The organism is Kamptonema formosum PCC 10802 (assembly GCF_000332335.1).
GTDB lineage: Bacteria > Cyanobacteriota > Cyanobacteriia > Cyanobacteriales > Oscillatoriaceae > Oscillatoria.
Genome location: NZ_KB235948.1, coordinates 3,191,379 through 3,206,658, shown reverse-complemented (window position 1 = coordinate 3,206,658; position 15,280 = coordinate 3,191,379). Strand labels below are relative to the sequence as shown.

At 54.0% G+C, this 15,280-nt stretch carries 13 protein-coding genes and 1 other RNA gene; 7 read left to right on the top strand and 7 right to left on the bottom strand.

Annotation, left to right across the window (positions count from 1 at the left end):
- Positions 1–11: 11 nt before the first annotated feature.
- A complete protein-coding gene (locus OSC10802_RS0113755) occupies positions 12–599 on the bottom strand; it encodes a 2'-5' RNA ligase family protein (protein WP_017717343.1) in 588 nt (195 codons plus the stop codon).
- Positions 600–684: 85 nt separating this feature from the next.
- Here OSC10802_RS0113755 and OSC10802_RS0113750 point away from each other — a divergent pair, with 85 nt between their 5' ends.
- The 6 genes from OSC10802_RS0113750 (at position 685) to OSC10802_RS0113730 (ending at position 8,467) form a co-directional block, all read left to right on the top strand.
- Complete coding sequence (locus OSC10802_RS0113750) at positions 685–951, top strand: YciI family protein (RefSeq protein WP_017717342.1); 267 nt, start codon at positions 685–687, stop codon at positions 949–951.
- Between the two features lie 23 nt (positions 952–974).
- An RNA gene (ffs, locus tag OSC10802_RS45410) (signal recognition particle sRNA small type) lies at positions 975–1,071 on the top strand.
- A 50-nt stretch (positions 1,072–1,121) separates the two neighbouring features.
- Positions 1,122–1,529: a phasin family protein gene (locus OSC10802_RS0113745; RefSeq protein ID WP_017717341.1), complete on the top strand. Its 408-nt coding sequence runs from the start codon at positions 1,122–1,124 to the stop codon at positions 1,527–1,529.
- A gap of 205 nt (positions 1,530–1,734) precedes the next feature.
- Positions 1,735–2,175, top strand: coding sequence for a hypothetical protein (locus tag OSC10802_RS0113740; protein WP_017717340.1), 441 nt, complete (start codon positions 1,735–1,737; stop codon positions 2,173–2,175).
- Positions 2,176–2,578: 403 nt separating this feature from the next.
- On the top strand, positions 2,579–4,432 hold the full coding sequence (locus tag OSC10802_RS0113735; protein ID WP_017717339.1) for an alpha-amylase family glycosyl hydrolase: 1,854 nt from the start codon (positions 2,579–2,581) through the stop codon (positions 4,430–4,432).
- A gap of 183 nt (positions 4,433–4,615) precedes the next feature.
- Complete coding sequence (locus tag OSC10802_RS0113730) at positions 4,616–8,467, top strand: hydantoinase B/oxoprolinase family protein (RefSeq protein WP_017717338.1); 3,852 nt, start codon at positions 4,616–4,618, stop codon at positions 8,465–8,467.
- 82 nt (positions 8,468–8,549) lie between these two features.
- Here OSC10802_RS0113730 and OSC10802_RS0113725 read toward each other — a convergent pair whose 3' ends face one another.
- Both OSC10802_RS0113725 and OSC10802_RS40085 read right to left on the bottom strand, forming a co-directional pair.
- Complete coding sequence (locus OSC10802_RS0113725; protein WP_026098455.1) at positions 8,550–9,341, bottom strand: DUF5131 family protein; 792 nt, start codon at positions 9,339–9,341, stop codon at positions 8,550–8,552.
- A gap of 859 nt (positions 9,342–10,200) precedes the next feature.
- On the bottom strand, positions 10,201–11,007 hold the full coding sequence (locus tag OSC10802_RS40085; protein WP_017717335.1) for a fasciclin domain-containing protein: 807 nt from the start codon (positions 11,005–11,007) through the stop codon (positions 10,201–10,203).
- Positions 11,008–11,077: 70 nt separating this feature from the next.
- Here OSC10802_RS40085 and OSC10802_RS49765 point away from each other — a divergent pair, with 70 nt between their 5' ends.
- Positions 11,078–11,242, top strand: coding sequence for a hypothetical protein (locus OSC10802_RS49765; protein ID WP_155967719.1), 165 nt, complete (start codon positions 11,078–11,080; stop codon positions 11,240–11,242).
- Between the two features lie 94 nt (positions 11,243–11,336).
- Here the strand turns inward: OSC10802_RS49765 and OSC10802_RS0113710 are convergent, their stop codons facing one another.
- The 4 genes from OSC10802_RS0113710 to OSC10802_RS56460 all read right to left on the bottom strand — a co-directional run bounded on the left by OSC10802_RS0113710 (position 11,337) and on the right by OSC10802_RS56460 (position 15,261).
- Entirely contained in the window at positions 11,337–12,263 is a 927-nt protein-coding gene (locus OSC10802_RS0113710; RefSeq protein WP_017717333.1) for a pentapeptide repeat-containing protein, read from the bottom strand.
- Positions 12,264–12,807: 544 nt separating this feature from the next.
- Positions 12,808–13,815 (bottom strand): pentapeptide repeat-containing protein, encoded by a 1,008-nt coding sequence (locus OSC10802_RS0113705; RefSeq protein WP_017717332.1) that lies wholly within the window; start codon positions 13,813–13,815, stop codon positions 12,808–12,810.
- A gap of 310 nt (positions 13,816–14,125) precedes the next feature.
- Positions 14,126–14,740, bottom strand: coding sequence for a CP12 domain-containing protein (locus OSC10802_RS0113700; RefSeq protein ID WP_017717331.1), 615 nt, complete (start codon positions 14,738–14,740; stop codon positions 14,126–14,128).
- A gap of 71 nt (positions 14,741–14,811) precedes the next feature.
- Complete coding sequence (locus OSC10802_RS56460) at positions 14,812–15,261, bottom strand: glycosyltransferase (RefSeq protein ID WP_155967713.1); 450 nt, start codon at positions 15,259–15,261, stop codon at positions 14,812–14,814.
- Positions 15,262–15,280: the final 19 nt, after the last annotated feature.

Genomic DNA, 15,280 nt, shown 5'->3' with positions numbered 1-15,280 from the left:
TCAGTTTGGCCTCAAAGGGGGGGATTCCCAGCCTCCGCCTGGGAAGCCGGTGGAAAGGGAAACTCGGCGCAGATGTCCCACCTGCTTCCATTGTGAGTGAGCAGCACCAGCTCGCTGGCCATAAAGTTATATTCCAAGGGCCGGTCTTTAGATTCTGCCCACGCTGCCTTGAAGTTTTGCTTGCTCAAGTCTTTAAAGCCAACCGTCATGTGGGGAGTGTAGGGGCGTCCTTTCGACTTGGGGTCTGTAATCCCCAGTTCGGTTTCCAGGTGGGCCATTAACTCGGCTTGCAGGGTGAGCAGTGCCGGTGATTTGAGGACATTTATATAGATGACGCGGGGGGGAAAGGCTGCAAACCCGGAGAGGATCACCGGCACCGGCACACGAGGTTGAGCAAAAACACTCAGGCACTCTCCCAGCGCCGGCAGCCTGTCAGCTGGCCACTCAAACGGCGGCTGCAGGGTAATGTGGGGGGGGGACTTGAGCGCGGCGCGGCTGCTGTAGCTGTCGGCAAAGTGCTGCTTGATGCCGGTGACGCGCTCTTGAAAGTCCTGCGGCGGCAGGAGGGCGATAAAGAAGAGGCGGCTAGACCTGTCCATAGGCTGATATCTTAAGGGAGAGGGAAAAGTCCCCCATCTAAAATCTAAAATCTAAAATCTAAAATCCTTGCATCCAAAATCCAAAATGCCTTGGTTTGTCAAGATTGAAGAGGGCGTCGTCGATAAGCCGGCCTTTGACGAGCACGTGCCGGCGCACAAAGCCTATGTCCGCGAGCTGATTGCCAAGGGCCACAAGGCGCGCACCGGCTACTGGGCCCAGGGGGGCGGCGGCATGTTGCTGTTCCAGGCGGCGTCCCTAGCAGAGGCCCAGGAGATCGTGGCCCAAGACCCGCTGGTAAAAAATGGCTGCGTAAAATATCAACTTTTTGAGTGGCGAGTGGTTGCGGAGTGAAAAAACTGTGCTATATTAAGAGTGGCTCGGATCTACGCGATTTCAACGCCCAAACCTTGTCAGGACCGGAAGGTAGCAGCAATACGGGATGCTTGGGATAGGCGTGGCCTCCGGGCCACTTTTTTTTACGCCCTGCTGAGGCCGGTGGGCAATTGGCCAGCTTTCCTCGTATGCTGGAATCATCAGATATTCCTTCAGGAGCCTCGGTTGCAATGGCTGGTTTAGGAGATATTGTTCAAAAAGCTTTTTACCTGGGCGTTGGGCTAGCTTCCTATGCCGGTGAGAAAGCCGGCAGCACACTGGCGCAACTGCGAACCCAAGCGCAAAAGCTGGCAGATGAAATGGTGGCGCGGGGTGAGATGACTGCAGAAGAAGGGCGCAAGTTCGTTGACGACATGATCGCCCGCGCCCAACAGCCGCAAGCTGAGCCAGAAAAGGGAGAAACCCGCACTGAGCCCCGCCGCATTGAGATCCTCGATGATGAAGATCCCTCAAAGTCAGAGGGGCAACCTGTGGACAGCCTGCGCCAGCAGGTAGAAGCGCTGCAGGAGGAACTGCGCCGGCTGCAGCGGGATTAGGATTGGCCCACGCAGCTCAGAGATGCCGGTGGCACAAAACAGGCCGGCAAGTTCCCCCTCTGTGGGGGACGGGCTCTGTGAAGAAATGTAACGCCCCACCTAGCCCAGTCAGCGCTGACAATGGATACAGAGGTGCTGGGGAACCCACTCAGGTGGGCGCTACCGCACCTTCTCGCAGTCTTTCTTGAGCAACCGTCAGATCCCAATGGAAGAGTGGCAAAAAAGTTTCTTTGAGATACTGGAGACAGCATCTCGCGAGGTAGAGCAGTTTTTCCAAGAAGTGACTGAAGAAGTTATCGAAGTGGTAGACTCGCTCTTCGAGATCTCTGAAGAAATCACAGAACAAGTGCAAATCACCCTGGTAACAGAGCTTGACCAGTTTTTGAGTCAGCTCGTCGAGCCGGTGATTGATGTTTATCTAGAAATCGAACAATTTGACACGGCTTCCCCGCCGGAGCAGTTCGTCAGCTATGTGGAGCCACAACTGGACAAAAATCCTGTCTGTATGGGCTGCCGGCACTACCACGGTTATGTCTATGGGGGCAATTTGCTTGTCTGCGGCATGCACCCCTACGGTTGGGAAGGTGAGAGTTGCCCCGACTGGGAATCCCACTATCCAGATGACTCTCCAGACAATCCATTTTAACCTGGAAATGGCAACCGCAGCAGGAAGGTTTGTAGTTGGGCTTTAGCCCAAACGCCTTCAATGCTGCGCTCGTGCCGGCGCGGCGTCACTCTTCTTGCGAGTGGGGGCGGTTAAGAATGAACTTCAGAATTCTTAAGGTTTATTTTAGCAATAGCACCTAACTGTGCGGCAGCAATATGCTAGAGTTATAGGAAAGCGAAACTGTCGCCTTCCGATCGCGGAAAATCTATCTTTAGAGCCGGGGTGCTTTCAACCGCACAGGGAGAATGTGTGTGGGGTTTACTAGCTCCAGCAATCATCCTGCTGGCGCTACAGGAAGCTCGGGGTTGCATTCAATTTAAATGACTGTCCCCTGCAAGAGGGGAGCAACAATAACAAAAGAAGCTAACAAAGGATTTTGGCAATGAAACTTCTGCCTTTGAATAAACTTGGGGCGCGAGAAGTCGAAAGTGGCGTCATGGAATTTGGACTTTTCTTGCCTTGGGTTTCCAGTAAGGACGGAAATAAGCTGCGGGTAAAAGTGATCCACGAAGCTGATCAATTCCTGCAAGATATACAGCCAAGTGAGTTCGATCTCGCTGATTCAATAGAGGAAGAGTATGGGGATTATTGGGCGGTAAAAGTAGAGATAAATAGCCGCGATAAGCGGCACCCCAAATCTGCATGGGGAAGTCCTGGAAGGTACGTCTACCGGTATTGCCTGAATAACCCCAATAACCCAGAAATCGACTGGATTATCGACCCGTTTGCCAGAGAGTTTGGCACCGGCAAGCTGTCCGCCTTCACCCTGGGATATCAAGACTATGTGTGGAGCGATAGCGAACAGGTTTGGAAAACTCCTGCCTTGAACGAGCTGGTGATGTACGAATTGATGATTAGCGAGTTCGGCGGAGATATCGACAGGGCAATTGAGCGGCTGGATTATCTGGCGGATCTGGGAATTAACTGCATTGAGGTGATGCCGGTCTCCAACGTGGCCATGACCGTAGACTGGGGATTTTTGCCCATTGGCTACTTTGGCGTGGATGAGCGATTTGGCAAGAGGAAAGATTTCCAAAAATTCATTGACGCGGCGCACCAAAGAAAGATTGCCGTGATATTGGATGCTGTTTACGGTCACACCAGCGACAGTTTTCCCTACAGCTACGTTTACAGGAACCTGGGTTACAATAATAACCCATTCATGGGTGCCTTCGCTAAGGATTATTTTGGCGAAAGTACCGACTTTAACCGGCAGTTAACCCAGGACTTTTTCTTCACAGTCAACTTCCACTGGCTCGACTGCTATCACGTCGATGGCTTCCGCTACGACTGCGTGCCCAATTACTGGGACGGCGCTGCGGGAAAAGGCTACGCTAACCTGACTTATCACACCTACCAAACGGTCAAAGAAAAGAAGGACGACAGCGGACACTGGCAGAAGTTCTTTAACAGCGGTGCTATCCATCTCATTCAGTGTGCTGAGCAGTTGGAAGCGCCACAGGAAATTCTCTGGAGTACCTATAGCAACTGTACCTGGCAAAACGAGACACTGGGAGCATCTAAGGCGGTGGCTTATGGAGATCGCGATCGCGTGACCGATCTCGGCTTTCGGTTCGGTCTTGACGGCTATCCGGCAGAAGTCACAGCCAACAGTGACAAAATCGCCAAAACCGCGCTGCAATATATTGAGAATCACGACCACTCCCGCTTTGTCTGCAACTTCGGCACGATGAATCGCGATAGCGATCTCTTGCGAGAGGGCAATCGCGACCTGTGGTACAAAGTCCAGCCGTACTTGATAGCCATGCTCGCCGGCAAAGGAATTCCCATGCTCTGGCAAGGTCAGGAGCTCGGTGAGAACTATTACCTCCCGGAGGCTGGTTCTGGGCGGGTGATGCTGTTCCGCCCTGTCCGCTGGGACTATTTCTACGATTCGATTGGCAAGATCGTGATTTCCTTAGTGCGCAAGCTGATTAAACTGCGCCGCGAACAGCCCCAATTCCAATATGGCAACTATTTCTTCTACAACCACTATGACCGCTACCAGTCCAAGAACGTCCTGCTTTTCTCTCGCCAACACGGCAACAGCTTCAGCCTGGTAGCTCACAACTTTGGCGATTCGGAACAGTGGGTGCCGTTCTGGTTCCCAATTAGTGGCGATTATCAGGAAGAACTGCACGGAATAGATAACTTGCCCAATGTCCCAAGTTATTCTGAATACTGGTTGAAGATCCCCAGCCACTACGGACGCATCTGGACGGTGAAAACCGCTTAGAGAACAGTTTGGCGATCTCGCAGCAGACACGGGGAGCGCTCTCCTCGTGTCCGCGCCATTATATGCGTAACAATTTTATAACTTACGCATTGAAAGAAACCGGGTTTCTAGGCAAACACGTTCATCCAACTGAAAAACGCTATAATAACTTTTGCTAGATAATAGGGGTGATGATTGGCTGCCATGCATTCAACGACCGGCTCGCACACTGAAACTCGCTGGCAATTCTGGATCGACCGGGGCGGGACATTTACCGATATCGTGGCCCGACGCCCTGATGGCCAATTGGTAATTCACAAGCTGCTCTCGGAAAATCCCGAACGCTACACTGACGCGCCGGTGCAGGGGATTCGGGATATCTTGGGAATTCCCCCTGGAGTGCCGGTGCCGGCAGAACAGATTGAAGTGGTAAAAATGGGCACCACGGTGGCCACGAATGCCCTGCTGGAGCGCAAAGGCGACCGCACGGTGCTAGCCATCACGAAAGGTTTCCGCGACGCTTTGCGCATTGGCTATCAAAACCGGCCAGATATTTTCGCCCGCCAGATTGTGCTTCCAGAAATGCTCTACGAGCGCGTCATTGAACTCGCAGAACGCTACACCGCTCGCGGCGAGGAACTCATGCCGCTAGACGAAACGACTGCTCTGGCGTCTTTGCAAGAAGCTTACGATGCCGGTATCCGCTCCTGCGCCATTGTATTGATGCACGGCTATCGCTACCCCGACCACGAAAAGCGATTAAAGATTATAGCACAAGAAATAGGGTTTAGTCAAGTATCCGTCTCTCATGAAGTCAGCCCCCTGATGAAACTGGTGAGCCGGGGGGATACCACTGTGGTTGACGCCTATTTGTCGCCGATTCTGCGCCGGTATGTGGAGCGGGTTGCCGGTGAGCTTCAGGCGCAAGCGCAGGACAGAGAAACCCTGGGAGAAACCCGGTTTCTGGGAGAAACCCGGTTTCTGGGATCTCCGCAAGACAAAGAAACCCGGTTTCTTGAAGAAACCGGGTTTCTGGCACCGCGCCTGATGTTTATGCAATCTAACGGCGGGTTGGTGGATGCCGGCCAGTTCCAGGGAAAAGACAGTATTCTGTCGGGACCGGCAGGCGGAATTGTCGGGGCGGTGGGGACTTCTCGCCTGGCGGGGTTCGAGAAAATCATCAGCTTTGACATGGGCGGGACTTCGACGGATGTCGCTCACTATAACGGGGAGTACGAGCGGGAATTTGAGACGGAAATTGCCGGTGTGCGCCTGCGAACACCGGTGATGGCCATTCACACGGTCGCTGCCGGTGGGGGTTCGATTCTGCAATTCGATGGCTCCCGCTACCGCGTCGGGCCAGAATCTGCGGGGGCCAATCCTGGCCCAGCTTGCTATCGCAAAGGCGGCCCATTAACGGTGACGGATTGCAATGTTATGTTGGGCAAGATTCAACCGGCTTTTTTCCCGAAGGTGTTTGGGCAAAATGGGGATTTGCCGGTGGATGTTGAGGTGGTGCGGCAAAAGTTCTCGGCACTGGCGGCGGAAATTGGGGATGGAAGAACGCCAGAGGAAGTGGCGTCTGGGTTTCTGGCAATTGCTGTGGAAAAAATGGCGAGTGCGATTAAGAAAATCTCCCTGCAGCGGGGGTATGATGTTTCGGAATATACGCTTTGCTGCTTTGGGGGTGCGGGCGGCCAGCACGCTTGTTCGATCGCGGATGCGCTGGGGATGAAACAGGTGTTTATCCATCCTTTTGCTGGGGTGCTGTCAGCGTATGGGATGGGTTTGGCGGATGTGCGGGCAATCCGGCAGCGGGCGGTTGAGGAGAGGCTGTCTGAGGAATTGGTGCCGGTGTTGGATGGGGTTTTGGTTGAGTTGGAAGCGGAGGGGAGGCGGGAATTAAACCGGCAAAACACCAAGAGTGCCAAGGAAGAGGTTTTTCGCAGGGTGCATTTGCGGTATGAGGGGACGGATGCGCCTCTGGTTGTGGATTTTGGGGATGTTGGGGAGATGCGGGTGCGGTTTGAGGGGGCGCACCTGCAGCGTTACGGGTTTGTTGCCCCGGAGAAGAGGCTGATTGTTGAGGCGGTTTCGGTTGAGGTGGTGTCCCGCAGCGTCGGCGAAACGCCTGTGCCTCGTATGTCTCGCCGTGCCGGCGTCTCGCCTGTGCCGGTGGAGATGGTGCGGATGTATGCGGCAGGTGGGTGGCGGGAGACGCCGGTGTTTCGGCGGGAGGATTTGCAGCCGGGAGATTGTGTTATTGGGCCGGCTATTATTGTAGAGGGGACGGGGACGAATGTTCTTGAATTGGGCTGGCAAGCGAAATTGACTGAGCGCAATGATTTGATTTTGAACCGCAATGCCGGTGTGACTCTCACTCCCAACTTTTTTTCTATTAAGGAAGAGGGGAGTCTGGGGAAAGAAAGCCGGTTTCTCAGTCAGGGTTCAGTTGCCTTAGAGGAGGCGGAGCCTCAGAAACATCGTTTCCCGGCTGAGCCTGGGAACGAGAATAAAAAAGCCGACCCGGTGATGTTGGAGATTTTTAATAATTTGTTCCGGGCGATTGCGGATCAAATGGGGATTGCGCTGCAAAATACGAGTTCTTCGGTGAATATTAAGGAGCGGCTGGATTTTTCCTGCGCGATTTTTGATGGGGGCGGGCAGCTGGTTGCGAATGCGCCGCACATTCCCGTGCATTTGGGTTCGATGAGTGAGAGTGTGCGGGCTTTGATTGCGGCGAAAGGTGATACGATTAAGGCGGGGGATGTTTATGTGTCGAACAATCCCTATAATGGCGGGACACATTTGCCGGATATTACGGTAATTACGCCGGTGTTTGAGGATGCCGGTGAGCGAATTCTGTTTTATGTGGCGTCGCGCGGGCACCACGCGGATATTGGGGGGATTACTCCGGGATCTATGCCTCCGCACAGCACGACGGTGGAGGAGGAAGGGGTTCTGATTGACAATTTCCTGCTGGTTCGGGAGGGGTGTTTCCGGGAAAAAGAGGTGCTGGAACTTCTGGCATCTGGCAAGTATCCGGCGCGGAATCCGGGGCAAAATATTGCGGATTTGCAGGCGCAGATTGCGGCGAATGAGCGGGGAGTGCTGGAACTGCGCAAGATGGTGGGGCGCTATGGGTTGGAGACTGTGCGGGCTTATATGGGTTATGTGCAGGACAATGCTGAGGAGTCGGTGCGCCGCGCGATTGAGGTTTTGAAAGATGGGGAGTTTAGTTATCCGATGGATGCCGGTGGGCAGATTAAAGTGGCGATTTCTATCGACAAATCGAGTCGCCGCGCCAAAATTGATTTCACCGGCACGTCCGCGCAACTCCCCAACAATTTTAACGCACCGGCTGCTATTTGTCAGGCGGCTGTGCTGTATGTTTTCCGCACGCTGGTGCGGGACGATATTCCTTTGAATGCCGGCTGTCTGAAGCCGCTGGAAATTATTATCCCTGAGGGGTGCGTGCTGAATCCGCGCTATCCGGCGGCGGTGGTGGCGGGAAATGTGGAGACTTCGCAGAATATTGTGGATGCGCTGTACTGTGCGCTGGGGGTGATGGCTGCGTCGCAGGGAACGATGAATAATTTTACCTTTGGGAATGAGCGCTATCAATATTATGAAACGATTTGCGGGGGGTCGGGTGCGGGGGCTGATTTCGCCGGCACGGATGCGGTTCACACGCATATGACGAATTCTCGCCTCACCGATCCGGAGGTGCTGGAATGGCGTTTCCCGGTGCTTTTGGAAAGTTTTGCGATTCGCCCAAATAGTGGGGGAATTGGGCGCTATTGTGGCGGGAATGGGGCGATCCGCCGGCTGCGTTTTCTGGAACCAATGACGGCTGGGATTTTATCGGGGCGTCGCCTTATTCCGCCTTGCGGGTTGAATGGAGGGGGTGATGCTGCTGTTGGGCGGAATTATGTTGAGCGCCGGGATGGATCTGTGGGGGAATTGGGGAGTTCGGGGGTTGTGGAGATGGGTGCCGGTGATGTGTTTGCGATTGAGACGCCAGGCGGTGGGGGGTATGGCGTGCTGAAGGAGTAGGCAGTCGAGCAGCAAGGGAAAATCACAGCCGATCCACCTGGTACTCAACGACGGAAGAACACATTTGGAGACGAGGTGAGAGTTACATTCCCACCGAAGAAGCCGTAAGACCGGCTTTATTTGATTTCCGCAACCCTCCCACAGTGCGCCCTTCCCATTGCTGGCGGTGCAGAGCCCAGGCTTCTGGCATCTCATCCCAAATTCTGTCATCCAGAAGCCGCCCTCCAGCTTTGGGTGTTCTTCCGCCAACTTGCTTGAAGAAAAAGGCCACCTCAGCTTCCTGACACTGATCGCGGATGCTCTGCGCCCACTCTACTTTCATAGGACGGTGTTTTACCCCAGACTCGCCACCAACAATAACCCAGTGAATGTCTGTAAGATCCAGTTGCAAAGGGCCTAAAAGCGGTTCGCATGACAGGAATCGCACCGTTGCGGGCACTTCTCGCAAACAATCAACACGCTGAACATAGTGCTGGTTCTCCACAGACACGCCCATCCAAATATTTTCAGGCCAATCTAATTGACCGGCTAGCTCAAGCAGGCGCTCATGCCGTTTGGTCAGAATTTGATAGATGTGCCAAGGGGTTTCACGAATGATATCAAAGACTTGTTTGAGGAATTCAACCGGCACTTCTTCGTGGAAGAGGTCGCTCATCGAATTAACGAAAATACGGCTCGGCTTGCGCCAGCGTTTAGGCTCTTCTAAGCGCTCTGGGTGCAGCGTCAGCTTAAAGCCTTGAGGGAAATTTGTGTGGAAACGTTTCGTCAGCGCTTCCGCATAACAGTGCGTGCAACCCGGACTCACTTTGTTGCAGCCAGTCGTGGGGTTCCATGTTCTATCAGTCCACTCGATACCCGTATGAATGCTAGACATACACTGATTTTACCACTAAAACAGTAGGTTCTTCTTTTACGGGAAGAGAACGGTTTGGGCCGCTCTGCAATCCTTAGAAGTTCCGCAGTAATCGCACTACTCTATCTCAAGTCTATCTCAAGTTGAATCAAAAATCAACGCTGCTAGCCGTGTTTCTCAGCTAAATTGTCCGTAGGGGCGGGCTCACAGATAACTCCTGGCACCGGCAGAACCCCGAAATAAATCCGCCGCCACATCGCGAACAAACCGCTAAGTCGTGCCTGGGCTAATTTTTAATCCTCAAAATTGGTAGATTGTATAGCAATAAACAGTCTGTTTAGGACACGCTTGATACGAAGTCTAGACGTAGGTACGGCGTAGCGCTTACGCGCCGCTGCGCTAACGCCGGGCCTGAAGATATCTGGGACAGGCGAGACGCCTGTCCTACGTCCTAACCTAACTGCCTACTGCTATAACTTTAAATCTGCGAGCGCGAACGATTTCCCTCCGCTTCGAGAGACAGCTGTAATTCAACTTTGACTGTTGGCATTTTCTGCTTCCCACCGGCTTATCTGCTGCGCTAGCTTTTCTTTACAGTTCCAGGGAATAGGTGCTGGTGCAGTCGTAGCGATTCGCATATGGCGGCGAGTTGACGATCTCGGTTGGCGGTTTCTCGAAAGGCACCCCGTTTAGGTTGTGAGCGTCAGCTGCCTGGACGATGAGTCAAATATAGCCTTTCTCATATTAGTGAGGGACTGAGAAACCGGGTTTCTCAGTCCCTCAAAGACTCCTGTCGCACCGAGGGAAGTCAAAACCCCCCTTCCTTTGTCGGGAAGAGGGGTGTGGGGGGTTAGGTGAGGCGTTATTAACGCTAAAGCTTTTAGTTAGATTGGCTGCCAGATTCGAGAGTTGCCTTAACATCCGGAGGGATAATCACCTTATCAATGGCGTGAATCACTCCGTTGCTCGCCTGTAGGTCTGGCTTAGTGACTGTGGCGTCGTTGACTTTGACTTCACTGCCAGTTTGCTCGACTTTAACCGTACTTCCCTCCACAGTGGCCACATCTCCAGGCTTGATGTCCTTGGAAGTCACTTGCTCTTGCAGCACATGGTAGGTGAGAACTTTCTTTAATGTTTCTTTATTCTCTGGCAGCAATAATTTTTCTAGGGTTCCTGCCGGCAGAGCCGCAAAAGCTGCATCTGTGGGGGCAAAGACGGTATAAGGGCCAGCTCCTTTTAATGTATCAGTCAGTCCCGCAGCTTCGATTGCTTTTGCCAGAGTTGTAAATTCACCGCTAGACGCTGCTAGATCCACCACATTTGTCTTGCCGGCGTCTGTCGCAGCGGCTGTGGTGGCTGTGGCTGCCGGGGTAGCGGCTGTGGTGGCTGTGGCTGCCGGCGCGGTTGCCATACCTGGGGTTGTGCTTCCTGGGGTTGTGGTTGCGGTGGTTGCGGTGGTTGCTGTTTTGATCCCAGCTGCCGGTGCAGTTGCCGGCGCAGCGGCTGTAGTCCCGGCTGCGGCAGACGAGGCGGTGCTTGCTGGCTGACTCTCAGCAGTAGAATTCTCAGTGGCCTGCTTGCTGGAGCTCTCGGAGACATCTTGGTGGCATGCAGAGAGAGCCACAAGGCTGCTCAAGCTGAGGAGTCCAACTAGAATCAGTTTGGCCATCTGGTTGATGGGTTTCATAAAGGCTGGCTTCTGTGCCGAGAGAGTGTTATGCAGACGATTTTACAAAGATTAATATAAAAGTCAAGCAGTGCGATTGTTTTTTTGTTTTTTCTGCAATCTGGGCAACAGCAGCCCCGCCGGCGTTCTGGTAAAATCTGCTCTGCGCGTGACGACTGGGCGCTCGCACGCCGGTACGCCGCCAGATGCCGGTTGGGTGGCCCAATTTCCTGAGACGCCAGCGGGGCAGATATAGCGGTTCTAAATGGTTTGTGAGAACTGTGGGGGGCCAGAAACCCGGTTTCTTAAAGAAACCGGGTTTCTGCGGTTTCACAACTCAAATAAAAAAGTCAGCCACTTCCATCTGCGCCCCGCGCCACCCGACTGCAGTCGGCACCGCGCAGTTGCGCTGTATTCAAACTAGCGCCCCACAGCTCGGCGTCCCGCAGGCAAGCCCCAGTCAGGTCTGTTCCAGACAAATTTGCCAGCGTCAGGTTGGCCCCAGTCAAATCCGCATCACTCAGATTCGCTTCCGAGATATCTGCCAAGCTGAGATCTGTTTCGCACAAATCGGCCTTAGTCAGCGACGCCCGGTGCAAGTTGGCGGCGTGAAAGTTCGAGCGAGACAGGAACGCCACGCGCAGATAGGCGGAACTCAGGTTAGCCGCTGACAGATTTGCCCTACTGAGATTGGCTCCACTCAGTTTTGCCTCACTCAAGTTCACCCCATCGAGATCGGCACCGTTGAGATCCACTCCATTCAGGTAAGCTCCACTCAATTTCACCCCATTTAATAGCGCTCCGCGCAGAGTGGCACCGCTCAATCTGGCCCCACAGAGGTTGGCCCAATTCAGATTGGCTCGCCTCAGATTAGCCGAGCGCAAATTGATTCCCCGCAAATCCGCCCCGCAGAAGTTAACCGCTTCCAAATTAGACAGCCGCAGGTTGACCCCCGCGAGGTTTGCCCCACTGAGGGAGCAGCCTGAGAACACCGACTTAACCGCAAAAGCTCCTTTCAGGTTGGCTTTTGTCAAGTCTGCGCCGGTCAGTCTGGCTTCGTTGACTTTGGCATAACTCAGATCGGCTCGCTGCAGGAATGCCCCACTGAGATTTGCCCCCGTTAGAAAAGCTCGACTGAGGTTCGCCCCCGCAAGATTTGCCCCCGACAAATTGACGCAGAACAGGCAGGCTCTTTCTAGGTTAGCCCCGATTAAATTTGCCCCACTAAAATTTCTTTCTCCTGCTGCGATCCGCTGCAGCAATTCCACAGGTTCCATATTATTTTCCCCGAATTCAGCTCAACCTTCGTCAGTTCAGCCCTGATGTTGCCCCAGTCGAGGGCAGTCAATTTTTTAACTTTTCGAGCCGGTGTGACGATTAGATAATTGAATCGCCGGACATTCCCCGACATTTCTCCCTACAAACCTGAACCTCACTGCAAACTTTTGCCACCGGCATATATTTCGGAATTTTGGAACGACCCGCCCCTTACGGCCAAAATCTACGCACCCGAAAGTGATATAAACAGGTAGGCAGAAAAAAACAGAGCGCAAACAAGCCAGCTGTATGAAAGAAACAGGGTTCACCGGCGGGGAAGATGTTACAATTAATTCGCCTACCTTATCCTCTTAAATTACTGGTCACTTTAAATGAGTTTAAACTTGTGGCGTCAGACTTTAACCGGCAAGGAGTTTGCTTCCCGAGCCGGCTTTCCGCCCCCACTGGCCTGCGCCGCGAGCTTCTTAGCGTATGGCTTTCCGCTCGCCGGCGCGAGCGGGTTTGACAAACCCCTTAACTTCTGCGAAAGCGTGTTTATGCAATTTAGGCGCAGCGGAGCGTGCCAGCCGGCATCACGGCCCCATCAAGGATAGCATCCCGCCAGTTTGCTCCGGTCAGGGATGCGTCCCGCAGGCTGGCCCCCCGGAGGTCCGCACCGGTCAAGTTGGCCCCATCCAGCTCTGCCCCCCACAGGTAAGCTCCCTGCAAGTTCGCCCCACTCAGGTCCGCGCCGGTGAGGTTTGCCAAGTTCAGATTGGCCCCTCTCAGGTCTGCGTTCCTCAAGTCCGCTTCCCGCAAGTCGGTTTTCATCAGGTTGGCTTCATTGAAATGAGCGCCTCTGAGGTTGGTTTGATGCAGGTCGGCATTTTTGAGGTTTGCCTCGTCCAAGTCGGTAAACCGCATTTGAGCCTCCGTCAGGTCGGCACCGATGAGGTTGGCACCGTGCAATTTGGCCCCGCTGAATTTGGCGGAACTCAGATCGATGCCGCTGAGGTTGATGCCTTCCAGGTTGAGCCCGTTGAGAAATGCCCGACTCAGTTTGACTCCGTTGAGCTGCGCCCCTTTGAGTGTGGCTCCGCTCAATCTGGCCCCACTGAGGTTCGTCCAGTTGAGGTTAGCGCCGGTGAGGTTGGCCGAGCGCAGGTTGATGCCATTGAGGTTGGCACCGCACAGGTTGACACCCGGTAAATTAGCCCGATAAAGAGTGACCCAGCTGAGGATAGAGCCGCTCAATTTAGCGCCTGCCAGATCCACATTGGCCAGTTGAGCGCCTCTGAGATCCGCTTTTGTCAGGTCGGCTTCCATGAGGTTGCTGCCTTTGAGCTTGACAAAACTCAGGTCGGCACCGTAGAGGAAGGCTCCCATTAATTTTGCTTCCATGAGGAAGGCCCGGCTCAGGTCTGACCTGGCCAGGGAAGCTTCTTTCAGATTGGCTTGTGTGAGGTTGATGCTGATCAGATTTGCCCCGATCAGGTTGGCCTCTGGCAGATTTGCTCCCCTAAAATCCCTGTACCCTTCTGCATATCGCTTCAGCAGTTCATCCGCATCCATACTGCTTACCTCTGACTCACTCGCGATAGTTCTATGTAATTTCTAGGATTCCCGAATATCGAGCGGGGATCGCAGGGTTCGGCAAGAGATTTGGGAGTGGAGAGGCTTCGCAGCCAGAGGGGATCGAGAAGCTAGCTTGGTAAGGTGGGCATTTGGCTGCTAGTCGATTGCCGGTTGCCGGTGCAATTCAGACTTAGCGCACCGTCCGGGCTTGCCGGCACCCAGCAGTGGCCAAAGGAGAAGTGCCCTCTCAAGGAGCCGGTGCCAGCCAGGTGCCAATTTTCCGGCCTGTTTTTAGGCGCGTTGGAGGTTATACCTCATAAATGCGAGCTTCTGCAGCGTCGGGATTCTCGTCGCAATACTCCTCGAAGGCCGTTTTTACGAGCTTTTGGCCCCGCTGGTGAGATGCCTCGGCTTGCAGTTCCTCTACAATATCCCAAGCTGCGGCGCACTCTTTGGAGGTAGGGCCTTTCTCGGCGCAGGTGGCGCGGGCTTCTTCGACGGCTTTCTGGATTCGCTGATCGAGCAGGAGGCTTTTCGGCTGCTCTACGAAGTCGCTCTTGGTGAGGATGTCGGTGACGGAAATTATGCCGAGCAGTTCGCCTTTGATGACTGGGGCGCGGCGGATGCCGGTGTTGGCAAACAGCCGGGCTACGTATTCCACGCCGAGGTCGGGATTGATCGAGATGCAGGGCTTGGTCATAATTTCGTAGACCCGCACCTTTTTGGGATCGTGGCCGTAGGCGGCGACTTTGTAAACAATGTCGGTTTCGGTGACGATCCCGTAGGCGTCTTGTTCGTGGCGGCGATCCACGATGAGGGCGCGGAGTTTTTTCAGTTTCATCAGCGCCACCGCTTGGGCTACGGTAGCGGAGCCCCGAATGGTGACCACGTCTTCGGTCATGATATCTTGGGCTTTCATCATGGCTGTTTCTCCATAGGAAGTTTTGGGAGCGGGCCGGTGTGCCGGCAGATCCCGGATCGGGCATGTTTAGATCATAGGTAAAAATGACCTCTTGCGTGCGGGGTGCCGGTGGGGGGTGCCGGTGCCGGTTTAAGGTGGCACTGACGGTTCGCTTTCTTTGGGCTTTCGGGAGGCGACTGGCGTGTCTTTATAAGCGACCGGCTTTTGTAAGGAATAAAAGTCTTTACTGCAAATACGATCCCCGGAAGTTGGCCTAGTTCGGGGCTGGGGAAGCAAGCCGGTGAGAGGATTTCGGTAAAGAGAGATAAGTAGCGGCGAGCTTGCAGTTCTAGTGTGAATTCTTGTTCGGCTTTTTGGCGGGCGCGCTGGCTGAGTTTTTGATGCCGGTCTGGGTTTTCTAGCACCCAGGCAATTCCTAGGGCTAAGTCTTCAATTTCATAAGGTCGCGCTAGGTAGCCGGTTTGCCGGTGTTCGACGATATCTTTTAATCCCGTTGCGTTAAATCTACTCTCCCAAACTATCTAGGAGTAAGTCAGCACA

Excerpts from the sequence above, each read along its gene's own strand:
- OSC10802_RS40085 (WP_017717335.1), bottom strand. The coding sequence starts at position 11,007 with ATGAAACCCATCAACCAGATGGCCAAACTGATTCTAGTTGGACTCCTC.
- OSC10802_RS0113750 (WP_017717342.1), top strand. The coding sequence starts at position 685 with ATGCCTTGGTTTGTCAAGATTGAAGAGGGCGTCGTCGATAAGCCGGCC.
- OSC10802_RS0113710 (WP_017717333.1), bottom strand. The coding sequence starts at position 12,263 with ATGGAACCTGTGGAATTGCTGCAGCGGATCGCAGCAGGAGAAAGAAAT.
- OSC10802_RS0113755 (WP_017717343.1), bottom strand. The coding sequence starts at position 599 with ATGGACAGGTCTAGCCGCCTCTTCTTTATCGCCCTCCTGCCGCCGCAG.
- OSC10802_RS0113740 (WP_017717340.1), top strand. The coding sequence starts at position 1,735 with ATGGAAGAGTGGCAAAAAAGTTTCTTTGAGATACTGGAGACAGCATCT.
- OSC10802_RS0113730 (WP_017717338.1), top strand. The coding sequence starts at position 4,616 with ATGCATTCAACGACCGGCTCGCACACTGAAACTCGCTGGCAATTCTGG.
- OSC10802_RS0113705 (WP_017717332.1), bottom strand. The coding sequence starts at position 13,815 with ATGGATGCGGATGAACTGCTGAAGCGATATGCAGAAGGGTACAGGGAT.
- OSC10802_RS0113725 (WP_026098455.1), bottom strand. The coding sequence starts at position 9,341 with ATGTCTAGCATTCATACGGGTATCGAGTGGACTGATAGAACATGGAAC.
- OSC10802_RS0113745 (WP_017717341.1), top strand. The coding sequence starts at position 1,122 with ATGCTGGAATCATCAGATATTCCTTCAGGAGCCTCGGTTGCAATGGCT.
- OSC10802_RS0113700 (WP_017717331.1), bottom strand. The coding sequence starts at position 14,740 with ATGATGAAAGCCCAAGATATCATGACCGAAGACGTGGTCACCATTCGG.
- OSC10802_RS0113735 (WP_017717339.1), top strand. The coding sequence starts at position 2,579 with ATGAAACTTCTGCCTTTGAATAAACTTGGGGCGCGAGAAGTCGAAAGT.